General features: G+C 52.1%; 10 protein-coding genes. 5 read left to right on the top strand and 5 right to left on the bottom strand.

The features are described 5' to 3' along the window. Positions 1 to 198: 198 nt before the first annotated feature. A complete protein-coding gene (locus EPA93_RS39005) occupies positions 199 to 3294 on the bottom strand; it encodes a winged helix-turn-helix domain-containing protein (protein ID WP_129892704.1) in 3096 nt (1031 codons plus the stop codon). A gap of 331 nt (positions 3295 to 3625) precedes the next feature. On the opposite strand from EPA93_RS39005, the gene EPA93_RS39010 reads away from it, so the two are divergent. Further along, a complete protein-coding gene (locus EPA93_RS39010) occupies positions 3626 to 4996 on the top strand; it encodes an Nramp family divalent metal transporter (RefSeq protein WP_129894783.1) in 1371 nt (456 codons plus the stop codon). A gap of 123 nt (positions 4997 to 5119) precedes the next feature. On the opposite strand, the gene EPA93_RS39015 is transcribed toward EPA93_RS39010, so the two are convergent. Further along, positions 5120 to 7837 carry a hypothetical protein gene (locus EPA93_RS39015; RefSeq protein ID WP_129892705.1) on the bottom strand — a complete coding sequence of 906 codons (2718 nt, stop codon included), beginning with the start codon at positions 7835 to 7837 and terminating at the stop codon, positions 5120 to 5122. Positions 7838 to 8162: 325 nt separating this feature from the next. Then, positions 8163 to 8516, bottom strand: a complete 354-nt coding sequence (locus EPA93_RS39020) for a DUF983 domain-containing protein (protein ID WP_129892706.1) — start codon at positions 8514 to 8516, stop codon at positions 8163 to 8165. 441 nt (positions 8517 to 8957) lie between these two features. Here EPA93_RS39020 and EPA93_RS39025 point away from each other — a divergent pair, with 441 nt between their 5' ends. Further along, positions 8958 to 10199, top strand: a complete 1242-nt coding sequence (locus EPA93_RS39025; protein WP_129892707.1) for a hypothetical protein — start codon at positions 8958 to 8960, stop codon at positions 10197 to 10199. A 10-nt stretch (positions 10200 to 10209) separates the two neighbouring features. Next, positions 10210 to 10752, top strand: coding sequence for a hypothetical protein (locus EPA93_RS39030; protein WP_129892708.1), 543 nt, complete (start codon positions 10210 to 10212; stop codon positions 10750 to 10752). On the opposite strand, the gene EPA93_RS39035 is transcribed toward EPA93_RS39030, so the two are convergent. Further along, the gene (locus EPA93_RS39035; protein ID WP_129892709.1) at positions 10716 to 11270 is read right to left on the bottom strand and encodes a hypothetical protein; all 555 of its coding nucleotides are present in this window, start codon (positions 11268 to 11270) and stop codon (positions 10716 to 10718) included. The genes EPA93_RS39030 and EPA93_RS39035 overlap by 37 nt on opposite strands. Positions 11271 to 11408: 138 nt before the next feature. Then, a complete protein-coding gene (locus EPA93_RS39040) occupies positions 11409 to 13418 on the bottom strand; it encodes an acetoacetate--CoA ligase (protein ID WP_129892710.1) in 2010 nt (669 codons plus the stop codon). A 790-nt stretch (positions 13419 to 14208) separates the two neighbouring features. On the opposite strand from EPA93_RS39040, the gene EPA93_RS39045 reads away from it, so the two are divergent. Continuing rightward, entirely contained in the window at positions 14209 to 14844 is a 636-nt protein-coding gene (locus tag EPA93_RS39045; protein ID WP_129892711.1) for an acetate uptake transporter, read from the top strand. Positions 14845 to 15131: 287 nt separating this feature from the next. Beyond that, entirely contained in the window at positions 15132 to 17318 is a 2187-nt protein-coding gene (locus EPA93_RS39050) for a WD40 repeat domain-containing serine/threonine protein kinase (RefSeq protein ID WP_129892712.1), read from the top strand. Positions 17319 to 17356 lie beyond the last annotated feature (38 nt).

Below are 17356 nucleotides of genomic sequence, written 5' to 3' on the forward strand. Positions count from 1 at the left end.
GCAGGTTCTTACATCTATAACTGTAGCCGCTAGTCAGGGAGATTAGCTTCAAGCGAAAGTAGGATCGGGCAGGTGGATTATGCAGCATGCTACCGGAGCGAAAGTTACAGAACTCGGAGTTTCCAGGTGAAGCGCCAGATGTGCCGCCAGGGCAGGGAAGATTGGAACAGGAGGGACGGACCTTACAAGAATTCCTTGCTATTCGAGTCCAGGCGGCTGGCGAAGTAAGTCGAGCTCGCGGGCGCGCACGATGGCCTGGGTGCGGCTGTGCACGCCAAGCTTGGTGTAGATGTTATTGAGATGAGTCTTAACCGTGCTGAGTGCTATAACATGTTCCCGGGCAATTTCCTGGTTGGATTGGCCAGCAGCAATACTCTGCAAAATAGCAAGTTCGCGCTCGCTTAGCAGGCCACTAAGGTGAAGCTGCGTTTTGCCCTCAGTTTCGGCATAGGCGGCGAGCAGCTTATGGATGTAGCGTGGAGAGATGCCGCGCGCCGCTGCCTGCTGTAGAAGATGGGCCATGGGTTTGCCATTGTCAACGAAGACGCGTATATAGCCCTCCGGCTCCCCCAACGTAAGCGCACGCGCCAGCGTCTTGAGCGCTTGATCCAGCTGTCCCTGAACGAGCTGCAATAACGTTTGTACAGTCAGGCACTCAAGTAATGTGTGGACGCGACCTCCGGCTTCGGCTGCTGGTAAGAGCCGGCCTATAAGCTGTTCTGCATCGCTCAGACGACCCATGACCATGTAAACCCGGGCCAATACCACATAAGCGAGCTCATGCGGATAGGTAAAGGTAGCGTTGCTGGAATCCAGTCCGCAAGTTTTAGCCCATTGGATGGCGGCTTCTGTATCGCCCGAGATTAGATGTAATCTGGCGCGATAAGAAGCGAGCAGCGAGGTGATAAGAAAGAGGCTGTATTGGTGAGCCTGCGCCTCGGCCTGTTTGAGCAAGGCCAGAGCTTCAGTAACCTTGCCGCGAGCGCGCAGTGTGTAGGCCAGGTTGCAATAACCGAGTCCGAGGCCGCCGATATAGCCCCAGCGTTTACCGATTTCTATGCCATCGCGCGCATAACGTTCGGCCTCCTCCAGCCGATTCCATTCGTAATATACCTGGCTCAGATAGACGCAGGAGATTCCTGTGGTGGCGAAAACCTTGCCTCCCGGTCGTGTGCCCAGCCGTAGTGCGCGCTGACAGGTCTCAACGGCCTTGTGGAGCTGCCCATAGATGATTTGCAAGTAGCTCTGGCAGGAGATGCTGACAAGGATTATATAGGGATTTTGCTGAGCATAACTTGCTGAGGCTATTTCGGCGAAGGCCTGGCTGGCTTTAGTCAGCTCGCCGCTGAAGAGATAGGCGGCGGCCTGGCTAATCGTAATAAAGCTATAGATAAGTGTTTCACCCTCAGGCAGGTAGGTAAGCGCCTGTTGGGCGAAGCTGAGCGTAGGGGCTAGCTCTCCCCGGAAGGCAAAGAGAGCAGTGCGGGCTGCAAAGAATTCGCATTTGAGACGGCGTGAGCGCTCATGCTCATCTGATAACGCCACAATACTTGCTTCGATATCTTGCAGATAGGCTTCAGCCATATCTAGCTGCCCAATTGAGATCAAGGTGCCTATCTGATGGATGCGCAGGTGTGGATGCGTGCGTAGCACCTCTTCAGGCAAAGCTTGTAGCCAGAGCTGGCTCGTCATGACTTCGCCACGCTGAAGCATGATCTCTGTGTAGAGCTCCATCATTTCTGCAGCATAATAGAAGTCACCGCCGGCAAGCGCATGCTCTATCGTGGGGGAGATGATGCCCTTGCTTTTGTACCATTCGGCGGCCCTGCGGTGAAGCTGAGGCAAGAGATCGCTATGCTCCTGGCGCAAGCGGCTCTGCAGAAATTCGGCAAAGAGATGGTGGTAGCGGTACCAGTGGCGCTCCTCGTCCAGTGGAATAAGGAAGAGGTTGGCCTGCTCCAGCCATTCTAGCATCTCCTGGCTGTCAAGGCGCCCGGTAATGGCATTGCAGAGCTCGGTGCTTAGACGCTCAAGGATAGAGGTCTGGAGCAGGAAATTGCGTCTATGCTCTGGCAAGCGCTGCAAGACCTCACCCGTCAGATAGTCAATCACGTAGCGATGGCTTCCGGTAAATGTGGCGAAAACCTCTCTGACGTTTTTGTGGCCCTGCATAGACAGCGCTGCTAACTGTAGCCCGGCCACCCAGCCCTCAATATGCGCATCTAAGGTCGAAAGCTCGTCGCTGCTTAAATGAAGGCCCATAACCTGCTTAAGAAAAGCCGCCATTTCTTGGGGGCTAAAGCGTAGATCGGCCGTACGAAACTCGTATAGTTGTCCCTGTGCGCGCAGACGGACCAGAGGCCAGGGCGGATCGCTGCGGCTGGCAATGAGCAAGTGGAAACGGGCTGGCAAGTGGTCAAGCAAGAAGAGCAAGGCATCGTGAATGGCCTGATTGGTAATTACATGATAATCATCGAGAATGAGCACACAGTCATGGGTTAGAGAGGCTAATGTATTGATTACCTCGACGAGAAAGGCTTCTGTGGAGAGAAGGGGAAAGGCTTCCGGGCGTAACTCGCGTTCGGGGGCCGGGTATAATTTTTGCATGGCTGCAAGCATATAGGCCCAGAAGCGTTCCGGGTCGTTGTCGCCGCTGTCCAAAGAGAGCCAGGCGTTTGAGCAGCGCGAGCTTATTTGCCAGGCTCTAAGCAAGGTACTCTTGCCAAAACCGGCAGGTGCACAGACAAGCGTCAGTTTGTACCGCGTGCAGTTCTCGCATTGTGAGATTAGATGCGGCCTCGCCACGAGTTCGGCGCGTAGTGGTGGGGGCATAAGCTTGGTGCTGAGTAGAGAGCTGCCCTGGAGATGGGCTGGTAAGCCATGGGGATAGTTTGTGCGCTCGACTGCTGAAGTCGTATCTGCTCCGGCAAGCGCCTGGCTGTCCTGATCCCGGTCTGATGCTCTCACCCTGGCGAAGGCCGGCTGATCAGCACGTTGCATAAGCTGTACGGCGATGTTTTCTAAGCGCTCGGCCGTAAGCTCGCGGGATTTTCCCAGATAGGCTTTGCGCAACTTCTTATGTTGCTTGCGATAAGCGTACCAGTACCAGCTTCCGCTCTTATACTCGTGCCGAGCAGTGAAGCTCAGCTCCTGTTCGCTGAAGTGAAAAGTGGTGTTTGCCGCATTTTCTAACCAGCGCCACCAGGCCTCGCTACCAACATGAATAGAGAGTACTTTAGTTCCTGTGCGAACCGTGAGCATGCCATTGCTGAGCTGGGGCGTGGTACGTGCCATAACAGCCTCTCCGAGCGTGCAGATAGATACTAGCGCAAGTTACCTAACCCAATGTAACATGTCTTTGGGTAACCTGACAAGATCTTTCCAGATCGCACAAAGGAGATTATGGGGAAGCCAAAGGAAAATAATCATTGCCCTGGAAAGCAAGCGAGGAATGCTTGCCTTTTTTTTAGATGTATGCTATATTAATTTTTAGAGAGGTAAAAAATTTTATTTCATTGTTATAAAAACAAAATGAAAAATATTCTTAAAATAGAAATTGCCTCTCAATCGGTGGATGCGCTGCTGAAGGGGAAAGCAACCTACTAAGAAGAGGAGAATATAAATGATGCACCAATCGGGGAAATCAACTTTAGAAGAGAAAGAAACAAACTGGCTTTTAGCAAACTCGACCCCCTCGCTGCCTGAAGTGCATTCTTCGGTCCATGTACCTCGCACAAAGAGTTTCTGGCGTACTTTATTCGCCTTTGCTGGTCCTGGTCTGATGGTTGCTGTCGGATATATGGACCCGGGCAACTGGGCCACCGATCTGGCCGGTGGCGCTCAATTCGGCTATTTGCTGCTTTCAGTAATTCTTATCTCGAACCTGCTGGCCATTTTGTTGCAGCATCTCTCCCTAAAATTAGGAATTGTCACGGGACGCGACCTGGCGCAAGCCTGCCGGGATCATTATTCGCGCCCGGTCACTATCGGGCTCTGGATCTTATGCGAGATAGCTATCGCAGCCTGTGATCTGGCTGAGGTTATCGGCTCGGCCGTGGCCCTGAACCTGCTCTTTGGTATTCCATTGATCATTGGTGTCATTATCACAGCGCTTGATGTGTTTGCCATTCTTTTCTTACAGAACAAAGGTTTTCGCTTTATCGAGGCCGTAGTGGCCGCGCTAATCCTGACGATCACTATCTGTTTTGGCTATGAACTGATTGCTTCACGCCCGCAAATCATGCCTATGCTGGCCGGATTGCTACCTCGACCTGAGGTCGTGACCACGCCGGGTGCGCTCTACATCGCGATTGGTATTCTTGGCGCTACAGTTATGCCCCATAATCTCTATCTGCATTCAAGTATTGTGCAAACCCGCTCATTTGAGCGTAATGATAAAGGCAAAGCTAGGGCCATTAAATTTGCAACTATCGATTCAACCGTCTCTCTGTTGTTTGCTTTCTTTATCAATGCTGCAATCTTAATTCTTGCGGCGGCAGCTTTCTATGGTACGCAGCATTCAAATGTTGCCGAGATTGCTGATGCATACAAGCTTCTCTCGCCAGTGCTTGGAGCTCCGATTGCCAGCACAATCTTTGCCATCGCTTTGCTGGCCTCGGGTCAAAACTCTACCCTGACGGGGACGCTGGCCGGTCAAATTGTGATGGAAGGCTTCCTCAGCATTCGCTTGCGCCCCTGGATACGACGTTTGCTTACGCGTGCGATTGCCATCGTTCCGGCGGTTATTGTGATCGCCATTGCCGGCGAGCGGGGTTCGGGTGAACTGCTCATTCTTAGTCAGGTTATCTTGTCCTTCCAGCTCAGCTTTGCCGTGGTCCCGCTTGTGCAATTTACTGGCGATAAAGGCAAAATGGGACGGTTTGTGAATAAGCCCTGGCTCAAGATCTTGTCCTGGACCGTAGCTATCGTCATTGCCGCGCTCAATGTCTACCTATTGCTTCAGACTTTCTTCCCCACTATCTTTCCGGGAGCATAACTTTCGCGAGTGGTTAAGTTCAAGACCCGGTACTTTTCAAGAAGTACCGGGTCTCTTTTTGCCCTGAGTGTTATATAAAGTTAGGTATAAGGCGCTCTTGCTTTAGCCCTCGATACATAACCTTCAACTTATGGGATTGAGCGAAGGCCTGCTCAAGATAACTGTGCCCTGGGGAGCTTTCTGATTAGTGATTTGCAACAATACATGGCCATCGGCGTTGAGATAGGACCCTATATCGCTTGTGGTGAGCGTATAGCGCAGCAAAGGAAAGGTATCCCAGTTTCCTGTTTGCCAGTTATAGAGGCTGGCCTGGACATGGCTGCTGACCATGCGAGGTGTCAGGTGATCAAGCGTATTGGGTACTGTAATGCTGAGCCCGTGCAGGGCCGGACCAATAACATTGCTAAGATCGAACTCGAAGTTAAGATCTCCTGTTATCATTGTATAAATGCCAGGTTGGATCATTTCCACATTATTACCCTGCGTGCCCTGGACATCGACAACGCGCCCGCTGATAAGATCGGGAGGAATATGTTGGGTAGAAGTGATGTCGATGTTGAGCGGCATCTGGATGAGATTCTCATGGAAGCCACGCGGATTGCCGCCGTTGATTGTTACATTGTTCACTTCGTCAAGGGGCTGATCTGCCCAGCCAAGCAAGGTCGCCGGAGAACCATTCAGCAATAAAGGATCATTGCCGTTCTCAAGTCCGACATTGGGGGCTCCTGGCCGTGGAGTAATGATAAGGCTTTTATTGAGATTAAGAATTGCGTTTGTTGTGCATGAACCATTGCAGGGATAGAAAGAGAAACCTGCCCCGTTGAGGGCCGATAATAGGGCCACATGGCGCTGAGCCTCGGTTCGGGGCTGGTTGCCATCGGTATAGGGATAGTAGTTGGCTGGCAAGCCGTTGTGGCTGGCGATCTGGTTGGCCAACAAAGGGTTAGCTTGTGTTGAGATGCTTGGCAAGGGGATGTTGAGGCGCTGTGTGGCGCCCGCGGGTAGATGTCCTATCGAGATGACATTGTGAGGAATAAGGATGTAAACGTCGCTAAGCGAGGTTGCGAGCGTATTGCTGATTGTGCCAATAAGGCGCTGGTCTTGCAGGGCAAGATGGGTTGTAATCGCGCCATGCAAATGGCGATCTTGCTCCGAAACGAGGGGATGAAAGGTCCAGAGCCCGCTATTCAGAAGATTCACATCGGTCTCATGTGATTGATAGGTGATGGGGGTCGAAGGATTGAGCTCGGTCTGCATTGAGGCTGCGGCCAGCAATGGCGAAGAGACAGGTTGAGGCAGGTGAGCGCTGGGAAATTGTACCTTAAAGTCCCCTTGATTGGGTACGAACACGCCAAGGTAAGTAGTAATGTGGGCAGCTGAGCCGCTCTGATTAAGCTGCATGATGGAGAAGCTATTATTGACCAGCGCTGCGCCTTTCTGATACGAGGCGATGCCATAAGTAAGCAGCGAGCAAATGATAATACTACTTACGACAATGCGCCAGTTCCAGTAGGCATAATTGAGCTTTAGGCGGCGAATTAGGAGGATACGTACAGGCCCAAGCAGGACGATATAGCCGAATAGCAGGCAAACGAGTATTAGAGTAGCAAACCATAAATCAGGCTGTAAGGCGCGCAATATTCCCCCGCGAGCCAGCAGCCCGCCCGGCCCGCTTGTATATTTTGGCGCCATGGTAGAGATGAGAAGTTGGTCACCAAGCGTACGCTGTAAGAGGTGTTGCCATAAAGTGCTTGCTCCCTGCCAGTTTGCCAGGGGAGGGCGAGCCGGATCAAATGCGAGGTAACAAAGCGTTCCCTGACCCTGGCGAGCCTGCACCAAGAGAGGAATGGAGCCAACTGCCATGACTGTCTCGCTGGCAGATGGGGAGCCCTGGCCCTTTTCTCCGGGTGAACGGGTTGAGGCCAGGCTCACCGGGATAGGCTCGGATACAGCATCCGCGCCAGGCTGCTGACCAGCGCTTGGAACTGTAATGCTTCCAGGTGGTAGCAAGTGCGTTCCTGCCGGAATATCCCAGGTGGCGCGTCCAATAACTGGCAATAAATCGGGCGGGAGACCGCTAAGCGTGCGCTGCCATTCCGGGCCGCCAACCTCAACCAGCACGCCGCCCTGATTAACCCAGGTTTGCAGGGCCAGGATTTGCGCAGGTTTAAGCTCACTGGTAGTAAAGTCATCTAAAACTATCACATCAAAGTTTTGCAGAATGGTTGACATGCTGGGCAACGTGTTCGCGTCCAGTGGTGTGGTAACAACTGTATTGAGCTGACCAGGAAGCATAACCGCGTTAAGTGCGCTGAGACCGGTGCTTCTATCGGAGAGCAGGCCGACGAAAACGTCGCCAGAGCTAAGGGTTCGCACGTTTTGCGCCTGCGTGGCAAGAACCTTGCCGTGCTCATCCAGGAGATGGGCCATGACGCCGCGCGGATTAAATGGATCGACATTAAAAGGCAGAGTGAGGGAAATATGTTTCTCTTCGCCGGGGCTGAGCGCGATGGTTTCCTCGAAGCGTTGAGGGGAGACTACACTTGGCATTAATGGGCCTAAGAGGCCAGTAAAAGTTTGTAACGAAAGGGTGCCGCTAAAAGCGTGGTTTTCGTGATTCTTTAAAAGTATTTGTACTGGTAGCCAATAGCCGACTCTTGTAATGGCATTGAAACCTGCGGTCATCTGGAGCGTGATGTTTGCACTTGAGGGCGCGCTGGCTTGGGCCGACGCTCCAAACATAAACGAGGTTGTGAAGAGGATGACCAGGATTAAGCCTGGCCTGGCAAGAATTTTGCCAAAGGTGCTGATATGATGTGAAGCGAGCTTGTTGCCCGGCATCTTTCTGTGCCTTTCCGGTTATTCCAATGTCTGGGTGCCCCATCTTCTACAAAATATGTGCTACATGTCTATATTTTTCTATTTTTCGGAGGTAGTATGGTGGCGGCTATGCCAGCTCTTCAATAAGCGCTTATCCAGCGCTGTCTCTTTTTGCCAATGCTTACCAGCATTGTATAACAGAGGATGTATGGTGTGCTAGCGTTACTCATGCTGATGGAGCGGGCAAGAGTTAAGCGGGAAGAGGAAAATGTTGGGCAGGCAAAGTTGTAAGAAGCTGACGTCTCTTAAGCGCCAGCTTCCTTCTGCGGTGAATACTGTTGATAATCTAGATGCGTTGCCGTGGATGTAGATAGTAATCCATACTTAGCCATAAGCCGCGGCTATGGTGGAAAAAGATGAGTGGTAGGAGGATTGGGGCAGGCGAGCCCCAGATGACGAGCTGGATAGCTGGTATATTAGGGTTGGCGGCCAGCGGAACGACGAAACAGGCAATGAGGAGCTCGCTGATTACTAGATTGATGGCCATCGAACTGGTAAAGTAGCCCTCTTCGCGTTCGTAGACGAGGCCGCAATTGGGGCAGCGCTCGTACATTTTGAAAGGGCTGCGAAACAACTTCCCTTTGCCGCAGATAGGGCAATGCAGCGTTAATCCGCGAGCCAGCAATGTCAAGAAATCCATAATTATATAATCCTTCTAAATCCCAAGTGTGGCAAGAAAGTACTTATGCACAATACGATAGCGCTTTTTCAGGTGTCGGGTTCGCTCCTCTTTTTTTTAGGTTCCAGCAGAGATATACCCTTGACTCATTTGCGCACCTTTAAATGATTATACATCGGTCATGCCAGATTGAGTCACCTTTCCTTCAGAGAGTCGGAGATTATTTCCCAAAGGCAGGCATTTCTCCGGCTGTATATGTGCTTAAAAACAAATTGACCTATTACGAGCCAAAAAGCCGATGAATTTGGTGAAGACTTGCATTATGCTTCTATGGTTTCGCTAAAATGAAACATAGTAGCATGAGAAGTTTATGTGTTAGTATTAGCTTGTTGGCTCATCTCAGGCCATTGCTTATGATTGCTGGTTGGTTACCAGCAAGCCGTAGAGAGGAGAAAAAACACTATGGCTCGCTCAGGAGTTCCTTCCACGCGGTTAAAGCCTCCTGAACTACAGGAGCAACCAGGAAGCGCCAGTTCAGAGCGACGTTTCCGTCGTATCAGCGCCTGGCTTTTGTGGTTCTTTGCCTTGCAAGGCGAACTGGGGGTGATATGGGATAGAGAATGGCATGCTCATGTAGGTCGCGATCAGTTCTGGACTCCACCTCATATGTTGATGTATTCAGGTGTGGCGGGCGCGGGATTACTTGCTCTGCTTGTGGTCTTGTTGGATACGATACGTTATCGGCGCGCTATAGCTGGCGTAAATGATAAAACTACAATCCAGGTCTTTAAAATTTTTCATGCCCCATTAGGCGCTGTCGTTACCGGCTTTGGAGCGCTTATAGGGCTAATCGCTGCGCCTCTTGATAATTACTGGCACGAATTATACGGTATAGATGTGGCTTTGTGGGCGCCATTTCATATGATGGGGGTTATTGGTGGTCTCATTGGCATGCTCGGAATCATTTATCTGTTTGCGGCCGAGGCTGCTATAGAACGCGCGAAAGGCTCGGCAGTCTGGCGCTTGCTGGGACTTAACTTCTTTGAGTGGGGTGCGTTGCTTACGATGGTGACGCTGCTCAATTTTACCTTGACTGGCTTCCTCATGTTTCCTGTAGTTGATTTGGGACCGCTGCAGATTTCAACGTACCCTTTACCACTGATCATGTGTGGCGCATTCTGTTTTGTTGCTGCCTTAAGATTAACCTATCGGCCCGGGGTGGCTACGCTGATGACGCTGATACTGGTTATGCATACGCTTGTAGTCGAGCTGTTTGTGCCCTGGGCTATTCGTACTGCGGTGGCTGAGCAAGGATTAGCCTTTCGCGATCCCAACGATATTCCTGTTTTCCGCTGGGATTATGCTCTGTTGCCCTTTCTTTTCATCGTCTCGGTCTTGATTTTTGATGGCATTGCTCTGTGGTATAGGCGCCGTGGAGAGCCCAGCAAAATTCTGCAAGGCGTAAAGAAGGCTGGCCTGCTTGGAATGCTGATTACCCTACCAGCCGTTCCCCTGACCATGTATATATTGCGCTCATATTCGATCTACGCTCCTATATTTCTGCCGCGGCCGGGACTGGAGATCCCCATGGCCTTATGGATAGGCGCGATTGCCGGAACGGCTATCACAACGCTGTTGGCCGGTTTCTTGGGGGGAATGTTGGGCTCAGAATTTGGTGATATCTGGCGCTGGAACACGCGTTAAGGAGCAGGCTATGAGAGTATTAATGCATCGATTTATGGGCCTTGGCATAGCCCTGGCTTGCCTGGCTTTCTCTCTGGCCCTGGCTCCGGTGGCCAGAGCCGATGGCGCGCGTCCGGCGCGCACGGAGACTAGAGCGGCTGGCCCCTATGTCATTGATGTGGGTTTATCCCAGGACCCGCCCTATGTAGATACGCCGCTACAGTTAACGATTACACCCCATGGTCGCCTTGGGGGATTGCAGGGGCAAATCATCGCGCAGCCAGGGCTGGGGACCAATGCTACCAACCTGCATACGCAGCTCAAGGCCGTGGGGGCTAACGCTCTGACGGGAAGCATAAGTTTTCCGGTGCGTGGAGCCTGGCAAATCGTTATTGAGCTCAATGGAAAGCAAGGACACGGCTCCGCCGATTTCGATGTGACGGTAGCAGCCCCGGGCGCGATTCCAACCTGGCTGGGCTGGCTCATTGGTATGACGCCGTTAGTTGGAATCGTCTGGTGGCTCGCCTGGCTGCATGGCTATCGGCGCAAGCTTCTCTCCAAAAGAGAAGCCTGAGTTCTGTAGGTGGTGGCCGCTATGCCTATAAGCCCGCCAAGTAGATAGAGGCCACCCGTCCCCAGCACAATGTAGGTCCTGCCGTGTAGCGTGAACCTGAAGGTGAGATAGAGGCCAAAAAGGAGAAAGGCAGTGCCAATGATGCTCATTCCGATAAAGAGGGCCTTGATAGAACGCGGTAGGAGTACACCAATGAGCCCGGCAGCCAGGCTAAGAATGCCGATGCCAAAGGCCAGCTCGGCGCGTTCGTGATAGACCATGATCTTCACGAAAATCGTGCCTATGCTAAGCCCGATCAGGCCCAGCCCTAGGAGGATGTAGGAAACTATCTGGGCCTTGGATCGGGTTACGAGTGTACCAACAATCAGCGCGTAAACTGCCAGGGCAAGCGTGGCGAGCCACACGTGCCTGTGATCCATATGGCGCATAACTGTATAGGTATATGCGCCGATGGCCAGCGTAATGATTTCTAGCGTTGCTATCACAGAGAGCCAGGTCGAGACCGATTTCTTTACCATAAGAACTGCTTTATCCTTTTTGCCTTGACGCGCCGCAGGAAAAAGTTCACAAGAGCACTTTGCGGCTGCGCCTGCTAGCTTTTTATTTTTAGGAGGGACACATCTGTATGCATCCTCTTGCCTCTGGCGGTGCCGCGGCTAGGATGAGCTTTTCCCCTTCAACTTATTGACCTTTTGCGCAAACTCAACAAAGTATTGGATGGCCTGTGGATTGCTCATCGCGCCTATGCTGATCGCTTTATCGACAGGAAGCGACATCAGGAGCTTCTTCACAGGAACCTCAAGTTTTTTACCGCTGAGCGTACGAGGAACCTCAGCGATTACCAATATCTCGTCAGGCACATGATGGGGCGAAACTTCCCGGCGCAGCTTCTCCTTGATACGAGCCTTGAGCTGATCGTCAAGCTGAGCATCTTTGCGCAGGACCACAAAGAGGGGCAGGTAATAGCCACCTCCAGGTAGCTCAATGCCGACGATTAAGCTGTCCAATATTTCCGGCAGGCTTTCAACCACGCGATAGATCTCGCTACTCCCCATTCTAATGCCCATGCGATTGATCGTAGAGTCGGAGCGTCCATAAATGATAGCGCTGCCCCGGGGTGTGATCTTGATCCAATCGCCATGGCGCCAGATGCCCGGATACATCTCAAAATAGCTTTCTTGATAGCGCCGGTTCTCGGGATCGTTCCAGAAGAAGAGCGGCATTGAAGGCATGGGCTCTGTGATTACCAGCTCACCTACTTCATCGATAAGAGGATGTCCCTGCTCGTCAAACGCTTCAACTTTGGCTCCAAATGAGCGGCATTGCAGTTCGCCAGTTTCGACAGGGAGCAGAGGAGAGCAGGTCACAAAGGCCGAGCACACATCTGTGCCTCCACTGACCGAGGCCAGCCACAGATCAGGCTTTACATGCTCATACGCCCAGAGGAAACCCTCGGGCGGCAAGGGCGAGCCGGTAGAACCGATGCAGCGCAACTGGCTCAGGTCAAAAGTTTTGCCAGGCTCAATGCCGGCCTTCATGCAGGCGGTAATAAAGCCGGCGCTGGTACCCAGGAGCGTCATGCGCGTATCCTGGGCAAATTTCCAGAGCGTCCCCATATCGGGATAAGCTGGGCTACCATCGTAAAGCAGGATGGTTGCTCCTACCAGCAGGCCGCCAACGAGGAAATTCCACATCATCCAGCCAGTCGTAGTGAACCAGAAAAAGCGGTCCCCCGGCTGCATGTTCACATCAAGGGTCAGGGTCTTAAGATGTTCCAACAAAATACCGCCCTGGCCCTGCACAATTGGTTTGGGCAGACCCGTCGTGCCTGAGGAATAGAGGACCCAGAGGGGATGCTCAAAGGGGACCTGCTCGAAGACCATCTGCCCGCTATGTTGCTGTAGCAAAGCGGGCCAGAGAAGCGTTGCCTGCAAGTTCTCCGGTAGTTCTGTCTGTTGCGGTAGCAGATAGGGAACCAGGATAGTATGCTTCAAGGTTGGCAAGGCTTGCTGCAGATCGGCAATGATCGGTCGTCGATCAAAGGTTTTGCCACCATATTGATAGCCGTCAACGGCAAAGAGGATAGAAGGCTCTATTTGTTTAAAGCGATCGATCACGCTGCTGGTGCCGAAATCAGGCGAGCAGCTCGACCAGATAGCGCCAAGGCTTGCGCAGGCCAGGAAAGCAACTATTGTCTCGGGAATGTTTGGCATATAAGCAACAACGCGATCTCCGCGCTGGACTCCCAGGGTGCGCAAGGCTTGCTGCATGGCCCCTACTTTATTTGTCAATTCTTGCCAGGAAATTTCGACAAGCTCATGGTGCTCGGAGCGGAAAAGAAGGGCCGGTCGCTCATCGGTAGCATTTCTAAAAATATGCTCAGCATAGTTTAACTGCGCTCCAGGAAACCAGGAGGCGCCAGGCATCTTTCTTGCGCTGAGAACTGCCTTGTAGGGTTGGGAAGCCTTGATGTGAAAATATTCCCAGAGTGAGGCCCAGAAATTTTCAAGCTCAGTGACTGACCATTCCCATAGGGCCTCGCGATCGGCGAAGTGTAACCCTTTTTCCTGGGTGAGCCATTGCATATAGCGCATAACGCCACTCTGGCTTTTCTGCTCTGCTGAGGGTTCCCAGAGTGAGTGATTATGATCGAAGGAAGTTACCATTGCTCTCTGCCTTTCGGATCAAAATATGTGACAACAAGCTGCATTGCTTAGCGAGCAATTCAATTAATCTGCGACATCTCTGTCTCCTATAATATACCATTGATCTGTCTGCAAAGTTGTGACTATTTCTCAGCCTTGCCGGCCAACTCCACGCGAAGAGCCTGTAGCGTATTTGGGTATGCTCTCTGCTGGCGCTTTAGTATAATTTCTCGGGTACTCAACTGTCATTAAATCTTATAAGCACTCCTCCATCTAGAAAAGGTGGCCCTGAAGCAAGCACGGCTGTATAATTTTCGCAGGCGGCAGGAGTGCGGAGGGCGGTCAGCCCTCTGTCAGGGTACGGGGCGTCCCCGTTTCCATTTCTTTTCGGACTGGTGGGCGGAGCAAAAAAGGAATTTTAAATAACCCTGTGAAGCAAGCGATAACTTTGCATGTCCCTGCATCGTGTGATACAATAGAACTAGCTGCATGTATTGACCTATAACATGATAAATACCTCTACAATTAAGAGTAAGACGTGCAGCGAGAAAGGAGGAGTGAACAAACGAGCTGAGTGAAATTATGGTAGACCTGAGTGGTTATTGCGTTGTTAGGGGTCCATCGCCCTTTCCCTGTTCTTTAATTAGGACGAGCCTGAAGCCATTCACAGCGTTGTGGATGACCTACCTTATGAGCACAGGCGTAGGTGCCTGCGTCAAGTAGACATTAGAGGCTAGACATATGCCAGTATGCACAATGGTGCACTACAAAATGCGTTGTTAGTCTTGAATTGTGAAAGGTGGGATGTATAATGGCTCAATTTACAGCCGAATCAGCACATGCAGAACCGGTAGCGGGCGAAATAGCTAATCCTATTCCTTTAGGTTTAAGTGCCTTTGCCTTTACAACTGCTATTATTGGTTGCGTGTTTGCCGGATTTATTCTCCCCGGTGTGGGTGCTGCCATCAGTGCTGCGGCCGCAGCGGCCGTTGTCTATGGTGGTATTGTCCAGATTCTCGCAGGTATGTGGGAGTTCAGAAAGGATAATACGCTAGCGGCTACCCTCTTCTCAGCTTATGGTGGTTTCCTCGTTGCCCTTGGCGTTGTCTTAATGCCTACCCTGGGTATTGCAAGTGAGCTAAATCGTACGAATGCTCTTCATCCAGCTCTGGGTCTCTTCTTCCTCTGTTGGACGATCTTCTCAGCCGTCTTGTTCCTGGCCTCATTAAGGAACAGTCTGGCCTTGCTGATTACGCTGGCCCTGATGTTCCTCTCGTACCTCTTCCTGACAATTGGAGAGCTCACGGGAGCAAGCACTGGCTTGCTCATTATCGGCGGCTGGCTGGGGATTGTATGCGCGCTGGTTGCCTGGTATACGGCTCTTGCAGGTATTCTGCATTCGGCCAACAGCACATTCAGATTGCCTATAGGCGCATTGCGTGTGTAGTGCAGTGAGCGTGCATAGGTGCCACCTTCCTGATAAATTGTGAAGGTGGCACTTTATTTCTATGAGATATCCGGTAAAATATATGTGACGAGGCTAACTAATGGTGCCAATTTTGCCTCTATGAGAACGTTGATTGTATGCGCTGTACCCAGATTATGTGTTATAGAAGTCGAGTAATCTTGACGTACTTTGATTATTTCTCTACAATGTGTGGAGATATTGGCTCACATGGGGATGCAATCTTGTGGTTCTACTATGTCCCGATATGTGGCGCCTGGAGGTAATGTATGCCAGATCGTGTGGGACAACAGCTTGGCAACTATCGTCTAACAAGTATATTAGGGCAAGGGGGCTTTGCCGAGGTCTATCTGGGTCAACATGTCTATCTGGGTACTCAGGCTGCAATCAAGGTGTTGCATACTCAGCTTAGCAGTGGGGACGCAGAGCGTTTTCATACCGAGGCTCGCACAGTAGCTCATCTGATTCATCCACATATTGTGCGTGTGCTTGAATTTGGAATAGATAATTCCACTCCTTTTCTGGTTGTAGACTATGCCCCTAATGGAACATTGCGCAAGCGCTATCCGAGCGGAACGCTTTTGCCCCTGGCAGCTATCGTTAGCTACGTGAGGCAGGCCGCCGATGCTCTACAGTATGCTCATGAGCAAAGAATAATTCACCGAGATGTCAAGCCTGAGAATATGCTTCTGGGGCGGCGCAATGAATTGCTACTCAGCGATTTTGGCATTGCCCTGGTCGCACAGAGCGCGCGTTATAATAGCACACAAAGTATGCAGGAGCTGGCGGGCACGATTGCCTATATGGCTCCCGAGCAAATCCAGGCGCAGGCTGGCCCGGCCAGTGATCAATATTCGCTAGCGATTATCGTCTACGAGTGGTTGTGTGGCGCCCGGCCGTTTCAAGGCTCCTTTGCTGAGGTTGCCGTAAAGCACACACTGGTCTCGCCTCCGCCCTTGCGTGAGCGCGTTCCCGAGCTTTCGGAGGCCATTGAGAAGGTTGTTTTGCAGGCCCTGGCCAAAGATCCCAAACAACGTTTCCCCGATATCACGGCTTTTGCCACAGCTTTGGAGCAGGCATATCATAGCGAACCGGTTCCAGAGATTTTGCAGCCGAGAGCTCCTACGCAAGATGAGGTGCCCGTTTCGGCTGAGACAGTCTTACTTGCCGATGCGGTGGTTGCTCCTGTGGTTGCCGCGGTATCTGACAAATTGGCACCGGTGACCGAGAATCTGACCGATGAGCTTTCAACCCGGGCCAGCGCTGATGTAGCTGAGGAAGATGGCTTAGAAACAACGCCATTGCCAGAGGCAATGGCTCTTGAGAAGGAAGTATTTGTGGGAAACGTCGAGGGGAAGGTAGCGTCTCCCGAGAAGGAGACCAATGAGCTAGAAGTGGTGGCGCAGCCAGAGAAGGGAAGCGGGAAGAAAGGTCGTACAGGAGTAATCACGCGGCGCAAGGCCTTGTTTGGCCTGGCCGGAGCACTTGGAATACTTGGGGTTGGTGGGGCAGCCTGGGCCATAAAGAGCCAGGTCTTGTCTTCGCCCCTGGCGACCCCACTTCCCATTAATGGTTCTAGCGTCCCCGTGCTGGTCTATCGTGGCCATGATGCCATGGTCTGGTCAGTGGCATGGTCGCCCGATGGCAAACATATTGTCTCGGGGAGCGGTGATAAGACAGTTCAGGTCTGGGATGCGCGCACTGGTTCGCCGCTCTATACCTATAATGGGCATACAGATAGCGTCTATGCGGTAGCCTGGTCGCCTGATAGCAGGCGTATAGCCTCGGCCGGCTATGACCAGACAGTTCAGGTGTGGAACGCCGCAACCGGCTTTTACCCTTATACCTATACTGGACATTCTTCCTGGGTCTGGTCGTTGGCCTGGTCCCACAATGGGAAGCGTATAGCTTCGGGGAGCGGTGATCAAACGGTCCAGGTCTGGGATGCCACTAATGGTGAGAATGCTTATGTCTATCGTGGCAGTCAGGGCTTTATTCATAGCATTGCCTGGTCGCCCGACGATAGCATGATTGTCTCCAGCGATAATCGCGAGGCGCAGGTGTGGGACCCGGCGAGCGGCAATAAGCTGGATACCTATCGGCCATATGCGGCAGCGATCTGGTCGGTAGCCTGGTCACCCGATGGCAAACGCATCGCCTCCGCCTGTGACGACAAAACGGTCCAGGTGTGGGACGCCATAGGCGGCGATCATCGCTATGTCTATTATGGCCATAGTGATTTTGTCTATGCCGTAGCGTGGTCGCCAGATGGCAAGCGCATTGCTTCCGCCGGCGAAGACAAGACGGTCCAGGTCTGGAATGCCACCGATGGCAGCAATGTCATAACGTTTCGTGGCCACACAAACAGCATCCACTCGCTGGCCTGGTCGCCAGATAGTAAGCGGCTGGCCTCAGCTTCCTGGGATATGACCGTCCAGGTCTGGCAGATTCCCTAAGGAAGGGTGGTAGGAAACAAGGCAGTCAAGAAAGAAGC

The sequence above is a fragment of the Ktedonosporobacter rubrisoli genome, assembly GCF_004208415.1.
GTDB classification, from domain to species: domain Bacteria; phylum Chloroflexota; class Ktedonobacteria; order Ktedonobacterales; family Ktedonobacteraceae; genus Ktedonosporobacter; species Ktedonosporobacter rubrisoli.